The 14,772-nt window shown below is 68.9% G+C and carries 9 protein-coding genes; 2 read left to right on the forward strand and 7 right to left on the reverse strand.

Annotation, left to right across the window (positions count from 1 at the left end):
• The first annotated feature begins 12 nt into the window (after nt 1-12).
• A complete protein-coding gene (uxuA, locus tag GGQ80_RS06325; protein ID WP_246346914.1) occupies nt 13-1,176 on the forward strand; it encodes a mannonate dehydratase in 1,164 nt (387 codons plus the stop codon).
• 22 nt (nt 1,177-1,198) lie between these two features.
• Entirely contained in the window at nt 1,199-3,100 is a 1,902-nt protein-coding gene (locus tag GGQ80_RS06330) for a glycoside hydrolase family 2 protein (RefSeq protein WP_246346915.1), read from the forward strand.
• Here GGQ80_RS06330 and GGQ80_RS06335 read toward each other — a convergent pair.
• The 7 genes from GGQ80_RS06335 to GGQ80_RS06365 all read right to left on the reverse strand — a co-directional run bounded on the left by GGQ80_RS06335 (nt 3,073) and on the right by GGQ80_RS06365 (nt 14,738).
• Nucleotides 3,073-4,644, reverse strand: coding sequence for a family 43 glycosylhydrolase (locus GGQ80_RS06335; protein ID WP_183983060.1), 1,572 nt, complete (start codon nt 4,642-4,644; stop codon nt 3,073-3,075). The two genes, GGQ80_RS06330 and GGQ80_RS06335, sit on opposite strands and share 28 nt — an antisense overlap.
• Entirely contained in the window at nt 4,641-5,786 is a 1,146-nt protein-coding gene (locus tag GGQ80_RS06340) for a DUF885 family protein (protein WP_183983061.1), read from the reverse strand. The genes GGQ80_RS06335 and GGQ80_RS06340 overlap by 4 nt, the downstream gene beginning before the upstream one ends.
• A 92-nt stretch (nt 5,787-5,878) precedes the next feature.
• The gene (locus tag GGQ80_RS06345; RefSeq protein WP_246346916.1) at nt 5,879-9,592 is read right to left on the reverse strand and encodes a LamG domain-containing protein; all 3,714 of its coding nucleotides are present in this window, start codon (nt 9,590-9,592) and stop codon (nt 5,879-5,881) included.
• Nucleotides 9,593-9,692: 100 nt separating this feature from the next.
• Entirely contained in the window at nt 9,693-10,991 is a 1,299-nt protein-coding gene (locus tag GGQ80_RS06350; protein ID WP_246346917.1) for an MFS transporter, read from the reverse strand.
• A 20-nt stretch (nt 10,992-11,011) separates the two neighbouring features.
• A complete protein-coding gene (locus GGQ80_RS06355) occupies nt 11,012-11,800 on the reverse strand; it encodes a 2-keto-4-pentenoate hydratase (RefSeq protein WP_246346918.1) in 789 nt (262 codons plus the stop codon).
• 35 nt (nt 11,801-11,835) lie between these two features.
• A complete protein-coding gene (locus GGQ80_RS06360; protein ID WP_183983065.1) occupies nt 11,836-13,275 on the reverse strand; it encodes a mannitol dehydrogenase family protein in 1,440 nt (479 codons plus the stop codon).
• Nucleotides 13,272-14,738, reverse strand: a complete 1,467-nt coding sequence (locus GGQ80_RS06365) for a UxaA family hydrolase (RefSeq protein ID WP_183983066.1) — start codon at nt 14,736-14,738, stop codon at nt 13,272-13,274. The genes GGQ80_RS06360 and GGQ80_RS06365 overlap by 4 nt, the downstream gene beginning before the upstream one ends.
• Nucleotides 14,739-14,772: the final 34 nt, after the last annotated feature.

Raw genomic sequence — 14,772 nt, forward strand, 5'->3', positions numbered from 1 at the left:
ACGAACATGCTGATGACGCAGACGATGCGGTGGTTCGGTCCGAACGATCCCGTATCGTTGCAGGGCATACGCCAGGCGGGGGCGAGCGAGGTGGTGACCGCGCTGCACGAGGTGCCCAACGGCGAGGTGTGGACGCTCGACGCAATCCGTGCGCGTCGCGCGGTGATCGAGACGGCGGGGCTTGGCTGGACGGTGGTCGAGAGCCTGCCGGTGCATGAGGACATCAAGCGGCGTGGACCCGACTGGGACCGGCTGATCGACCATTATCGCACCAGCCTTCGCAACCTGGCGGCGGGCGGGGTGACGACGGTTACCTACAACTTCATGCCGCTGCTTGACTGGACGCGGACCGATCTTGCCTGGGCGATGCCCGATGGCGCGCTGGCGCTGCGGTTCGAGCTGGAAATGGTGGCGGCGTATGACGTCCATATACTGGGCCGGCCGGGGGCGGAGGCGGATTATTCCGCTGCGACGCTCGAAGCGGCGGCGCGGCGCTTCCACGCGATGGACGAGGATGCGCGACGGCTGTTGTCGCGGACGATCATCGCCGGACTGCCGGGCAGCGAGGAAAGCTTCACCGACGCCAATTTCCTGAGCGCGATCGGCACGTACGACGAGATCGATGCCGCACAGCTGCGGGCCAATCACATTGCCTTCCTGGAAGCGGTGTGCCCGGTCGCGGAGGAAGCAGGCGTCCAGCTGGTCGTCCATCCCGACGATCCGCCCTTCGCGATCTTCGGCCTGCCGCGCGTCGTCAGTACTGAGGCCGACGTCGCGGACCTGTTCGCCAAGGTGCCGAGCGCGGCCAACGGGCTGTGCTTCTGCACCGGTTCGTTCGGCGTGCGCGCGGACAACGACTTGCCGGGCATGGTCGAAAGACTGGCGGACCGGATCGGCTTCCTTCACCTGCGTTCGGTACAGCGCGAGACGAACGGCGCGTTTCACGAGGCGCCGCATCTCGAGGGCGATGCGAACATGACCGCGGTGGTGGCGCAGGTGGTGCAGCTGCAGCAGCGGCTGGGCCGATCGCTGCCGATGCGACCCGACCATGGCCACCAGATGCTCGACGACCTGGGGCGGCGGAATAATCCGGGATACTCGCTGCTCGGGCGAATGCGCGGGCTGGCGGAACTCAGAGGCTTGGAACGAGGGATCGCCGCGACGTTGAACGGCTGACCCGAAACGGGAGAGAGACGCGATGAAACGACGGACGCTGCTGATGGGCTTTACCGCGCTGGCGCTGGCGCCGATGGCGATGCTGGCGGCGCAGGAGCGGCTGCCGGTGCCCCCGCCGCCGCCGCTCGCGACCGCCGAAGCCGGTCCGCTGCTGGTCAGCGCGGACATGCGCGACGGGACCGACCTGTCGGGACCGTGGCACTATTCGATCGATCCGTTCCGCGCGGGGCTCTACGGCTTTCACGGCGAGCAGCCCGACAAGGGTCAGCTGCGCTATCGCGAAATCGATGCGCGTGGCGAGATGGCGGCGGACAGCCGCATCCTCTACGAATTCGACATGGCCAATTCGCCGACGACCACGCTGCCCTCGTCCTGGCTGACTGAAGCGCCCGAGCTGCGTCACTATCAGGGGCTGATGTGGTATCAGCGTACCTTCCCGGGGCCGGCGAAGCGGACGGGGCGGTATTTCCTGCGGTTCGGTGCAGCGAACTACACGACCTATGTCTATCTGAACGGCCAGCCGATCGGGCGGCACGAGGGCGGATTCACGCCGTTCGCGTTCGAGGTGACCAAGCTGCTGCGCGACGGCGTCAACCAGATCACCGTCGGCGTCGACAGCCAGGCGACCGAAGCAACGGTGCCGCCGCCCGTGACCGACTGGGAGAATTACGGCGGCATCACCCGGCCGATCCGGTTGGTGCATACGCCGGCGACCTATGTCGACGATGCCTGGGTGCGGATGACGCGCGATGGACGGATCGCGGTCGACGCGCATCTCGACGGCGCCGGTGCGGCGAACCGGGCATTGACGCTCCAGGTGCCGGAGTTGCGGCTGTCGCTGGCGGGCAAGACCGATGCGAGCGGCCATTGGCGCGGCTCCGTCAACGCGCCGACCGGCATGACGCGCTGGTCGCCCGAACGGCCCAAGCTGTACGACGTCACGATCACTGCGGGCGACGATACGTGGCGCGACCGCATCGGCTTCCGCACCATCGAGACGCGTGGCAGCGAGATCCTGCTCAACGGCAAGCCCGTATTTCTGCGTGGCATTTCGCTGCACGAGGAAGAGATCGGCACCGATCCGACGCGCGCGATCACGCCGGCGTCGGCGCGGGCACTGCTCGGCGAGATCAAGGACGGGCTACACGGCAATTTCGTGCGGCTGGCGCATTACCCGCACAACGAGGTGATGACGCGCACCGCCGACGAGATGGGACTGTTGGTCTGGAGCGAGGTGCCGGTGTACTGGCGCGTCGCCTGGTCGAACCCGGCGACGCTGGCGACGGCGCGTAACATGCTGGCGGAGAACATCCTGCGCGATCGCAACCGCGCGTCGATCGCGATCTGGTCGGTGGCCAACGAGACGCCGGTGACCGATGCGCGCAATACCTTCCTGACGACGCTGGTCGGCGACGTGCGCAAGCTGGACGACAGCCGGTTGGTCAGCGCGGCGCTGCTCGTCGAGCGAGACCGCACGGCGACGAGGCCGGTGATGACATTGGCCGATCCGCTCGCAAGCCAGCTCGATGTGCTCGCGATCAACACGTACAATGGCTGGTATTCGCCCGATAAGCTGTCCGACCTCGCCAAGAGCGAATGGCGGGTGCCGGCGGACAAGCCGCTGGTGTTCTCGGAATTCGGCGCCGATGCCAAGGCCGGATTCCATGATCCGGCAAAGGGGCAGAAGTTCAGCGAGGAATTCCAGGCGGACTATTATCGCGCGACGCTGGGCATGGCGGACAAGCTGCCGACGCTGCGCGGCATGTCGCCGTGGATTCTGAAGGACTTCCGCTCGCCGCGGCGACAGAACCCCGATTTCCAGCAGGGTTGGAACCGCAAGGGGCTGATTTCGGAAACGGGCCAGCGCAAGGAGGCGTTCGGCGTGCTGAGCGACTATTATGCGCGGAAGGGCGCTGCGCGATAGGTGAAGTTGCGGAACCGGGCCTCGCCGTCGCCGGCGGCGTAGAGCCCGGGCCGCAGCATCAGGAAGCCGCCGCGGACATTATGGTGGTAGCCCGACACCTCCATGCCGCGGTCAAAGCGTCGCCACGTCCGCCCGCCGTCGCCCGACGTATCGAAGGTGACGATGTGGCGGTCGTTCGTCACACGCAGCCGCATCGACCGGCCATGCGGATTGGCGGGGCGGCCACGCTCCTGGCCATATTGGTGGGTGACGAAGCGCTCACCGTCGAAGCCGAGGCCGCAGTAGAGGCGGTCGTCGTAGAATAGCAGCATCCCGGCGGTGGTGCCGGGATCGATCTCGATATCGCATTCGATGCGATAGGCCTGATCCGTCGCGACCTGGAGCAGCGGCGAACTGTCGACCGGCGCCATGCCGGTCGCTTTCAGGTGGAGCGTATTGGCGGCAACGCGGACCCGGCGCGCCTCGTCGGTGCGCGGCTTGAAGAAGCTCCAGCGGGTGCCGAGCGCCAGGGTCGCGAAACCGTCCGACAGGGGCAGGCCGTTGGGCACGCGTTCGCCGCCGCGCGGGGCGGCGAGGGGGGCCGACAGATCGCCGCCGGTCATTTGCGGCCAGCCGTCGCGGGTCCAGACGACGCGATCGAGCAGCGTCTGGCGGCCGAGCGTCCAGTAGCCCGCCTCGTAGCCATGGTAGAGCGCCCACCAGTCGCCCGCCGGCCCCTCGACCAGCGAGGCGTGGCCGCGCGACCACCAGCGCTCGTCGGTCGAGATCGTGCGAACCAGTGGATTTTGGGGGCATTGCTCCCACGGGCCATGGATCGAGCGGGCGCGGGCGGCGATGACCATGTGGCCGGTCGGCGGGCCGGCGGTGCCGCCGACCGCGGTGAGCATATAGAACCAGTCGCCGCGGCGGTGGATCTTGGGGCCTTCGGGCGAGAAGCTTTCGACCACCCAATCGGCGGGATAGCGCCAGGGGTCGTAGACATGCTCGACCGCGCCGACCGTCGACAGCCCGTCCTCGCTCAGGCGGACGCGGTCGCCGCCCGAGAGAAACAGCCAGCGGCTGCCGTCCTCGCCGACCGCGTGGCAGGGATCGATGTGGTTGGGCAGGTGGAGGTCGACGGGCTCGCTCCACGGCCCCTCGATACGGTCGGCGTAAATGACGAAGATCGAATTGCGCGGGCTCGCCTTGACCGGGATGTAGAGGAAGTAGCGGCCTGCGTGCTTCTCCAGGCTGACCGCCCAGACCGAGCCGATGTTCTGATTAAGCGCGGGGCCGATCGGGCGCCAGTTCACCAGATCGCGGCTGTGCCAGATGACGCAGCCGGGATAGGAATCGAAGCTGGAGAAGGTGAGGTAATAGTCCTTGCCGTCCTTCAGCACCGCGGGATCGGGGCGGTCGCCGGGCATGACGGGATTGAGGAAGGTACCGTTGCCGAGGTCGGCGATGCGCTGGCCGTCGTGGCCGCGGCGCCATTGGCTGGCGGCGTCGGCGGCGGCGGGGAGGGCGAGCGCGCCGGCGACGGCGTCGCGGCGGGTGATGGTCATGGTAGCTGCTCCAAGCGCTTGCGGCCGTTGGCGAGGACGGCGGCGTGCCAGCGGCGACGCCGGGCCGGGTCGCGCGGCGCGCGGTCGGCGAGGGCGAGCCACGCCAGCGCCTCGGCCGCGCGGCTCGCGGGTTCGCGCAGGGTGCGGGTCAGCTCGGTATCGAAGGAGGCGAAGTAGACGGGGGCTCCCTGCCATTCGATCTGGCGAGCGCGTGCCTCGTCCTGCGACCAGTGCTGGTGGTGGAGGCCGAGGTCGATGCGCGCGCGGGCAGCGCGGAAGATGAGCCAGTGGAGATGGCCGAGCGCCACGCGCGGATCGGTGAAGCGCGACGCGACGAGCGTTTCGGCATAGGTCGCCCAGCCTTCGACGAAGGCGGCCGCGTAGGTGATGCGCAAGGGGTGCGGCGGCGCCGCGCTCTCGATGCCGAGCTGGACCATGTGGCCGGGCAGTAGCTCGTGCGCGACGACGCTGGGAAGCGACCAGGCGGGGCGGCGGGTCAGGTCCTTCAGGTCGACGATATAGGCGCCGGGATGGCCGGGGGCGGGCGGCTCGCGGTAGCCCTGTTTGCCTGCGGCGATCTCCTCAGCCGAGAGCTGGCGGACGGAGACGTCGAGGCAATAGGGCGGGACGGCGGGGAGCAGGGCCTGCGTGTCGATGCGCAAGTCCGCCAGGGTGCGCAGCATCGCGGCAATGGCCTGGTCGGCGGTGGCGAAGTACTGGTCGGTTTCGGCGAAGAGTGCGGCGTAGCGGTCACCGATCGTGCCGACGGTGTGGCCGATCTTCTTGAAGAGAGGGAGGGCCCTGGCGCTGAGGGTGGCCAGCGCGCGATCAAGGCGCTCGATCGCTCGGTCAGGCGTGGCGGCGTCGCCTAGGCGGCGTTGCAGGAGGAGCGCATAGTCGGTCGGTCGCTGCCCCAGCCGGACGTCGATGGCGAGGCCGGCGCGGGCGGCCTCGACGTCGAGGCGCTCGGTCGGCGGGAGGCGGGCGGCGTCGATCGGGGCGAGGAGCTTGAGTGCTTCTGTGGGCGGAAGTTTAGCGGCGGCGTCGAGGATGGCGGTGACGCTCGTCTGCGCAGCGGCGGGGCAGGCGGTAAAAGCGGCGAAGCCGGCGAGAAGGTGGCGGCGGTTTAATCCCGTCGTCATCCCGGCCTTGAGCCGGGATCCCGCTTCTTCGTCGAATGGAAGAAGACAGCGGGACCACGGCTCAAGGCCGGAGTGACGCGGAGCAGGTCGGGTCATCGCAGAGGAACGCGGTTGTTGCGCTGGGTGACCTCGCGGTCGGCGTTGGTGAGCGCGATCGTGGCCTCGGCCTGACCTGTGTCCGCCGGCAGCGTCAGCGTCACCCTGGTCGTGACCGGTTGCAGGTCGAGCGGGGCCGGCATGGGCGGGATTGGGGCCGTGGCGACGACGCGGCCGTTCGCCATCAGCGACGCCGTGCCACCGGTGGTCGGTTTCGAGCCGAGGCTGTGGACGGTCAGGGTGACGCGGCGGCCCTTCACGACGACGTCGTCGGGGCCGATGCCGAGGTCCGGGCGCTGGTCGGTCGGTGTCGTGGCGCGGATCAGGTCGAGCGAGAGGACGGTCTCGCCAGGCGCGAAGGTAACCGCGGTCATGGCGCCACGTTCCAGCATCGCGGTCGTGGCGCCTGTGGGCGTGGTGATACGCCATTCGCCGGCGTCGATGTTCCATGTCGACAGCGCTGCGCGCTGCGCGCTGGAGCTGGTATTGTAGGCGGTTATTCGCAACTTCTTCGTCGTTCCCTTCACCAGCAGCGCGACCTGCTCGGCCGCGGCGGCATCGGCGAAGCGCCAACTGACGGCATTGGCGGGCCAGCTTTGGTTTCGACGTAGCGCGATGCCGCCCAGGCGCTCGCGCTGGAGCCATTCGCTCGGCGCCTCGACTCGATCGGTCCACCAATGGCCCTCGGTCTGCATATAGGCGCGCGCGGCCTTGTCCTCGGCCGCGGCTTCGTGGAGCGCGGCGAGGGGGGCGGTGTCGCCGGTGGCGCTCCAGCGGGCGTAGAGCGTCAGCGGGTCGTCGTTCCTCGCCTTGGCCAGCGTGTCGCGCCAGCCGGCACCGGCAGGCAGCAGGTCGAAGACGTTGTCGTTGATCTCGGCAAGCGCGCCCGGCCCCGACCTGGCGATACGGCCCTCGAGCGGGCGAAGATATGTGGCGTCGCCGGTCCAGTGCCACGAGGCCCAGGCGGCCTGGAGTGGCACGCTGGCGCCGCCGCCGTCGCCGGCACGTTCCTGGTCCGACGCCCAGTCGATCTCGTTGGGAAAGCTCCAGCTGCCGTCCTTGGCCTGTTTGCCGTGGGCGAGCCAGCCGTCGATCGTGCCCGTTACCAGCGCGCGGGCGGCGGGGTTGCCGTTGTAGATGCCGAGTACGGTGGGGCCGTGGAGGACGGTGAAGGCGTAGGGCTTCTGCCAGGCCCAGGCGTCGTCGCGATAGATGCGACGCGCGCCATACCAGGACGAGGCGAAGTGCATATGCCCGGCGGGATTGCGCAGGATGACGCGCTGGAGCGCGCGCGTGTTGGCCATGATCCGCTCGACCGCCTTGGGTTCGCCCCAATTGAGGTAGAGGCGTGCGGCGTTGCTGTTGAGCCCTTCCTCATAGGCGTGGAGCTCGTCGGTGGTGATCGTGCCGAGGCCGTCGGTAATCATGCCGTTCTTGTAGACCGCATCCGACAAGGCGTTGAGCGAAGCGGTGATTTTGTCGGGGATCAACCCCATCAGCGCGATACCGGGCCATTGCTGGACGAGATCGCTGTCGTCGGAAATGCCGCCGCCGAAGTCGCCATAGGGCACCTGCCGGTTGTCGATCCACCATTCGGCGAAGCGGCGGACTTCGATGAGATCCTGCAGCTGGCGGTGCGCCCAGGCAGGGACACCGGCGGGGACGGGCGCGAGCGGCACCTTGGGCAGGTTTTCCGGGCGATAGTCGATGTCGGCCCAATAGGCGCGGCCCTGAACGTGATCGGGATCGACGCGAAGCAGGTCGGACACGTCGGCGAAGACGCGGCCGTAAAGGCCCATGCGCTTCGAGGCGGTGTGCTCCTCGACCAGATTGCCCCAATTGTCCTTCACCTCGTTGAAGCGGTCGGTGACGTGCTCCTTGGCGGCTTCGCCACGCGGCTTGAAGACGAGGCGGATGCGGGTGCCGTCGAGGCTGTCGGCGGTGAAGTTGGGCGCGGCGGAGGCCATCGCGAGGTAGAGGCTGTCGTTAGGCAGGATGCGATCGCGCAGGTCGAGAAAGACGGTGCGGGGCTGGCCCGGCTTCACCGAGAAGGACACGTCGATCATGTCGCGGCCCGGCCAGATCGGGTCCTTTACCTTGACGTTGAGCGCGATCAGGCCGCGGGCGTCGGGCGTCGCGGTTAGCGCGGGCAGGTCGATGGCGATGCCGTCGAGGCCGTCGTGAAGATTCTGCCACCCATAATCCCAGGCGCGGGCGACCGGCTGGTCGGCATCGGCGTCGCCGAAGCTGGCGGGGATGAGGACGTGGACGATGGGCAGCGCCCTGGCCGCGCGCTGGGCGGTGGCGGCTCCTCCCGCGGCGGCGGCGCCGACGGCGGCCTTGACGCCCGAGGTCGGCATGGCGACGACGGTGCTGCGTTCGTCGGGGGCGTAGCGGCCCGCGATGAAGGCGTTGAGCGGCTTCAGCGCAGCGAGGGTCGGGGCGACGTTGCTGCGGATGGTGTAGTCGAGCGACATGCTGCCGGCGGGCGGGGAGCCGGGTTCGATGTCATAGGCCCAGATCTCCTGGATCGGCTGTTCCTGCATCACGTTGGTGAAGCTGAGCGTGCCGCCGGTGCGCGGCGCAATGCGGTCGATGCTGCGCACAATGCCCGCAGCACGACGCGCGACGGTGGTGCCGTTCCAGGCAAGCGTGCCATAGGCGGCGCCGCGGATCTCGACCTGGTTGACGCGCTCGGTCGGCGGGATCGTCAGGTCGTAGCGCTTGCCGCCCTCGACGTAGACGTTCCAGTCGGGCAGCTCGAAATAGTCGTGGCGGCCGGGCAGGCGCGAGCGGTTGTAGACGCCGGGCCAGGTCGTCTCGGCGATGCCGTCGACGCCCTTGAAGGTCCAGGCCTTGAGGTCCTTGGCATCGGCGAATTCGACCTTGCGGATGCGCGTCTGGGCGTCGGTGAGCGCCGGGGGAGCGCCCCTGTCCCAGCCATAGCGGTGGAGCCAGGCGGTGCGGCGGCCGGTGTCGTCCGCGGCGCTGTTCGCGGGATCCCGCTTCGCGGCGAGCGCTGTGACCGCGGCGGCGTCGAGGGGGCGGTCATAGACGCGAATCTCGTCGAGGTCGGAGCCGCGCATGAAGTTGTAGCGGCTCTGCACCTGATGCGGCGAGAGCACGCGACCGGCCATGCCGAACTGGTCGAGCCCAGCGTCGAGATCCGCCTTCTGATCCTTGCGGGCGACTTGCTTGCCGTCGACGTAGAGGACGACGCCCGTCGTCTCGTCCCAGGCGAAGGCGATATGGTGCCATTCGGTCGCGGCAGGAAGCTGCGGCATCGCCCATGACACGCGGACGCGCGACAGGTTGGCGTCGGTGACGAAGGCGTCGAAGCCGTGGCCGTTCCAGTCGATGCGCAGGAACGCCATGTCCCAGCTCGAGTGATCGGCGAAGCCGACGCGGAAGATGTTGAAGGGCGCTTCGCCGACGGGAGTGCGGGCGCGCCAGAAGAAGGCGAGCGTGCCGCGCGCGGCGCGGATGTTGCCGGGGGCCTTCCACGCGACATAGCCGTCGTCGGCCCAGCGCGCGGCGCCGTTTTGGGCGCCGTCGGAGACGATGGAGACGTTGCTGCGGAAGTTGGGGGCGGGATCACCCTGCGCGACGTCGGCGGTGAGGCTGGTGTCGGCCGATGCGCGGAAGAGCAGGGATTGGGCGAGAGTGGGGGTGGGGAGGAGGGTGGTGCTGAGGAGGAGGGAACGCCACAACCTGCCCTCACCCTTCCGGCGCTTCGCGCCTCCCTCCCTCTCCCGCCGGGAGAGGGAGGGGGCCCGCTCGGCGCAGCCGAGTGGGAAGGGTGAGGGCGGGCTATTTCGCATCGACACGCGCCAATTTCGGCGAGAGCAGATGCACGCAGAGCAACGCGACGAAATACGCGCTGCCGGCGATCGCGAAGAGCACCGAGTAGTTGTTGTTGGTCGCATCGAGGATGTAGCCGGTGAACAGCGCCATGCCCATGCCACCGACCGCGCCGACGGTGCCGCCGATGCCGACCACGGAACCCACTGCGCCGCGCGGGAACATGTCCGACGGAATCGCATAGAGGTTCGCCGAGAACGCCTGGTGCGCGGCGGTGGCGAGGCCGATGACCGCGACCGCGCCCCAGACGGAGCCGATGCTTTGTGCGAAGAAGATCGGCAGGACGCAGAAGGCGCAGATCAGCATCGTCACCTTGCGCGCGAAATTGGGGGTGCGGCCGCTGGCGATCAGCTTCGACGACAGCCAGCCGCCGGCGATGCTGCCGACGTCGGAAATCAGATAGATGGCAGCGAGCGGCAGGCCGAATGTCTTCAGGTCCATGTCGTAGCGGTCGAACAGATAGCCCGGCAGCCAGAACAGGAAGAACCACCAGATCGGGTCGATGCAGAACTTGCCGAGCGCATAGGCCCAGGTTTCGCGATAGGTGGCGACGCGGCCCCAGGAAAGCGGCTCGACCGGATCGGCGGGGTCCTGGCTGATATAGGCGCGCTCGGCGGCGGTGACGCGCTTGTGATGCTCGGGCGAGCGATAGATCATCAGCCAAGCGGCGAGCCACAGCACGCCGAAGATGCCGGTGACGTAGAAGGCGACCCGCCAGTTGAAGGTCAGGACGAGGAAGGGGACGAGCAGCGGCGTGACGATCGCGCCGATGTTGGCGCCGGCGTTGAACAGGCCGATCGCATAGGCGCGCTCGCGCTGTGGGAACCACTCGGTCACCGCCTTGATGCCGGCGGGGAAGTTGCCCGCTTCGCCGATGCCCAGGCCGACCCGCGCCATCGCGAAGGTGGTGATGCTGGTGGCGAGGCCGTGCGCCATGTGGCTGACCGTCCAGATGACGATCGCGATGGTATAGCCCATCCGCGCGCCGACCAGGTCGACGATGCGGCCGAAGCCGATATAACCGACCGCATAGGCGAGCTGGAACCAGAAAATGATGGTCGCGAAGTCGCTTTCGGTCCAGCCGAACTCGCCCTTCAGCGTCGGCTTGAGCACGCCGATCATCTGGCGATCGACATAGTTGATCGCGGTGGCGGCGAAGAGCAGCGCGCAGACGACCCAGCGATAGCGGCCGACGCGCGCCGCCGCGCCGGCGACCGCGGGTTCGGTGCCGGTGTTGGTTGCGTCCATCATATCCTCCCCTTGGCCTCTCAGCGGGCCTTGATCGTGCAAGCGACGGTCAGGCGACCGTCGAACGTGCAGGTGACGACGTCACCCGGCTTCACCTGATGGACCCCGGTGACCGCGCCTGTCGATATCCATTGGCCTGCTTTCAGCGCGATGCCGCGTGCCGCCATGTGACTGAGCAGGTAGCGTGCGGCGCCGAACGGGCCGTCGAGCATCGTCGCGGTAGTGGCGGCGCCGATCTCTTCGCCGTTGATCGCGAGCGTGACGGGCCAGCCGTTCAGGTCGGCATCCTGCCAGCCTTGCGCCTCGGCCCCGACGACCAGGCCGTTATTGTTGCCGAAATCGGAGACGGTGGCGGTGGGCCCGTGGCTGTTGATGCCGGGAAAGGGGCTGCTGGCGATCTCGATCCCGACGTGGACGGCATCGATCAGCGCGCGTGCCTCGTCGATGGTAAAGTCGCTCTTGGCGGGATCGGGCGCGGTGCCGATGCGCAGTAGGAATTCCGCCTCCGCCGCGCCGAAGCCGTCGCCGAAGATCGGCATCGCCAGCGTCTCGTCGGTCGCCTCGACGATCTGGTCGACGAAGATCGGGCCGGAGAGGCGATCGACGCCATCGACCGGGGGATTGATCCGGCCGACCTTCCAGCCGCCGACCTGTCCGCCGGTGAGCGCCAGCGCGGCGTCCTGGACCGCATAGGCCGCCTCGAGCGAGGACGGGATGGCGCCGGGGAAGTCGGGCAGGGCATGGCCGGCGCGGCGCGCGGCGACGAACGCCTGGGCAATTTGATGGGGCAGCGTCTGGGCGTCGGCCAAGGTCGTGGTTCCTTGCGGGTAAGAAGGGCTCGGCATCAGCGCCGATCGAGGATGGACCAGTCGCCGGCGAGCGCGCGGGAGGCGGCGTCGGCGATGGCGTCGAGGGCGGCGGTGTCGCCAGCGATAGCGGTGGGCAGGCCGATGCCGCGCTCGGCTACCTCGGCGGCGATGCGCCGCGGATCGCCGCTCGTCGCGATGCGGGCGAGCGTGTCGGCGGCCGGATCTGCGATCGGCGTGCCGGATTTCGTGCGCGTGACGAGGAAGGCGATCCAGCAGCCGAGCGCGGCGACGACGCGGGTCGGCATCCGATCCGCGGCACGGTTCGCGATCAGCGTGTCGCCGAGGCGGTAGGGAAGCTTCTGCGAGCCATCCATCGCAATCTGTTCGAGGCGATGGACGATGACGGGGTTGCGGAAGCGGGTGAGGACGGCCTGGGCATAGGCCCGAAGGTCGAGACCGGCGACCGGAGCGAGCATCGGCGCGATGTCGTCCGCTATCATTGCCTCGACGAAGGTGGCGAGCGCAGGGTCGCCCATCGCGTCGGACACGCTGGCATGGCCGCGCAACAGCCCGGCATAGGCGAGCGTCGAGTGCGCGCCGTTGAGGATTCGTAGCTTGGCGCGCTCGTAACCGGCGACGTCGGCAGTGACGGTCGCGCCGACGCTGGCGAGGTCGGGTCCGAGCGGGCGGCCGATGTCCTCGATCACCCATTGCGCGAATGCCTCGCGCTGGACGGGCGCCTCGTCGACGAGCCCGTCGAGCGCGGCGGCGACGTCGGTGGCGAGCGCTTCGTCGGCGGCGGGCGTGATCGAGTCGACCATCGTCGCCGGCACTGCGACGTCGCGTTCGATCCAATCGGCGAGATCATGGTCGGTAGCGCGGGCGAAGGCGACCAGCGCCGCCTTTAGCTTGGCGCCGTTGTTCGCCAGATTGTCGCACGGCATCACGACATAGGGCGCGATGCCGGCGGCGCGGCGGGCGGCGAGGCCGGTGACGATCCAGCCGACGACGCTGGCGGGAACGTCGGCGCCGGCAAGGTCGGCGACGATGTCGGGATGGTTGATGTCGAGCGTGCCGTCGGGGGCCAGGCAATAGCCCTTTTCGGTCACCGTCGTGGTGACGAGGCCGACGCCGGGATCGGCGAGGAGGGCGCGGGTTTCGGCCGCTTCCGCCGGGCCAAGGAAGCGCTGATGCGCGCCGATGATGCGGTGCGAGGTTTCCGCGTCGCGGATCGCGAGCGTGTAGAGGCCGTCCTGCGCGGCGAGCGCGTCGACGGTGCCGCGGCTGCGCATCGATACGGCGGCGATGCCCCAGCGCGAGTCGCGATCGAGCAGCGCATCGATGTAAGCCGCCTGATGCGCGCGGTGGAACGCGCCCGGGCCGAAATGGACGATGCCGACCCCGAGCGGACCGCGGGTGCGCGGTGCGGCGATGTCGTCCGGCACCTGGGGCAATGTCGCCTTCGCCAATCTCACAGTGTCACCCCTCGTTTCCAGATCGCGATCTCACGCTCGCCGTTGCGTTCGGCGGCGGTCTCCTGTCCCGAGGCGATGGCGAGGACGCGGTCGATCAGCGCCGCCTCCGCCGCGTCGAAACCATCGTCGAGGACGGCGCCGGCGTCGAAATCGATCCAGTTCGGCTTGCGCTGCGCCAGGTCGTGGTTCGACGCGATCTTCACCGTCGGCACCGGGAAGCCGAGCGGCGTGCCGCGGCCGGTGGTGAAGAGGATGGCGGTGGCGCCCGCGGCGGCGAGCGCGGTCGAGGACACGGCGTCGTTGCCGGGCGCCTCGAGCAGTGTCAGCCCATCGGTGCGCAAGCGTTCGCCATAGGCGATGACGTCGGCGACGGGCGCGCGGCCGGCCTTTTGCACCGCGCCGAGCGACTTTTCCTCGAGCGTGGTGATACCGCCCGCAACGTTGCCGGGGGAGGGGTTCTCCGACACCGGTTCGCCATGGTCGATGAAATATTGCTTGAAGCCGTTGACGACGCCGACGATCGATTCGAACACCTGGGGTGTCGCGGCGCGGTCCATCAGCAGCTGCTCGGCGCCGAAGATCTCGGGAATTTCGGTGACGATGACGCGGCCGCCCGCCTCGGCGACGCGGTCGCTGATGCGGCCGACCAGTGGATTGGCGGTGAGGCCGGACAGGCCGTCGGAACCACCGCATTTCACGCCGAGCACCAGCTCGCCGAGCGAGGCCGGGGTGCGGGGGACGTCCGCCAGCGCGGCCAGCTCCATGATCTTGGCGATGCCGTCCTCGACCTCGTCGGCGCTCGCCTGCGCTGCAAGGATGCGGATCGCCGGGCGGCGCCATTCGGGAATGGTGTCGAGAAGCGCGGCAACCTGGTTCTCTTCGCAGCCCAGGCCGACGATCAGGACGCCGGCGGCGTTGGGATGGCAGGCGAGGCTGGCGAGGATCGCGCGCGTGCCGCCGAGGTCGTGGCCGAGCTGCGAACAGCCATGCGGATGGGTAAAGGCGTGGACGCCGTCGACGCGGTCGCCGAGCATCGCCGCGGCGCGCGTCGCGATCCGCTCCGCAGTGCGCGCGACGCAGCCGACGGTGGGCAGGACCCAGATCTCGTTGCGAGTGCCGACGCGGCCATCGCCGCGGCGATAGCCCATGAAGGTGGCGGCGAGCGGCGCCCGGGCCGGCTCGGGCGTGACGGGGGTGTAGCGATAGCTGCCGGTGCCGCCGAGCGCGGTCGCGCAATTGTGGCTGTGGACATGCTCGCCCGGCTGGATCGCGCGGGTCGCGCGGCCGATCGGGTAGCCGAATTTCAGGATCGGATCACCCGCCGCGAGCGCCCGGCGTGCGAGCTTGTGGCCGCGCGCCACCGGTTCGGCGAGGGTGAGGTCGGCGACAGTCGCGCCGGCTGGGGCATCGTCGAGCATCGTCGCGACATCGTCGCGCGCGTCGATCGTCAACGCGTCGGCCATCATATCCTCTCTTGCGATTTCCGTCTGCTTGGGA

Source organism: Sphingomonas jinjuensis (genome assembly GCF_014197105.1).
GTDB lineage: Bacteria > Pseudomonadota > Alphaproteobacteria > Sphingomonadales > Sphingomonadaceae > Sphingomonas > Sphingomonas jinjuensis.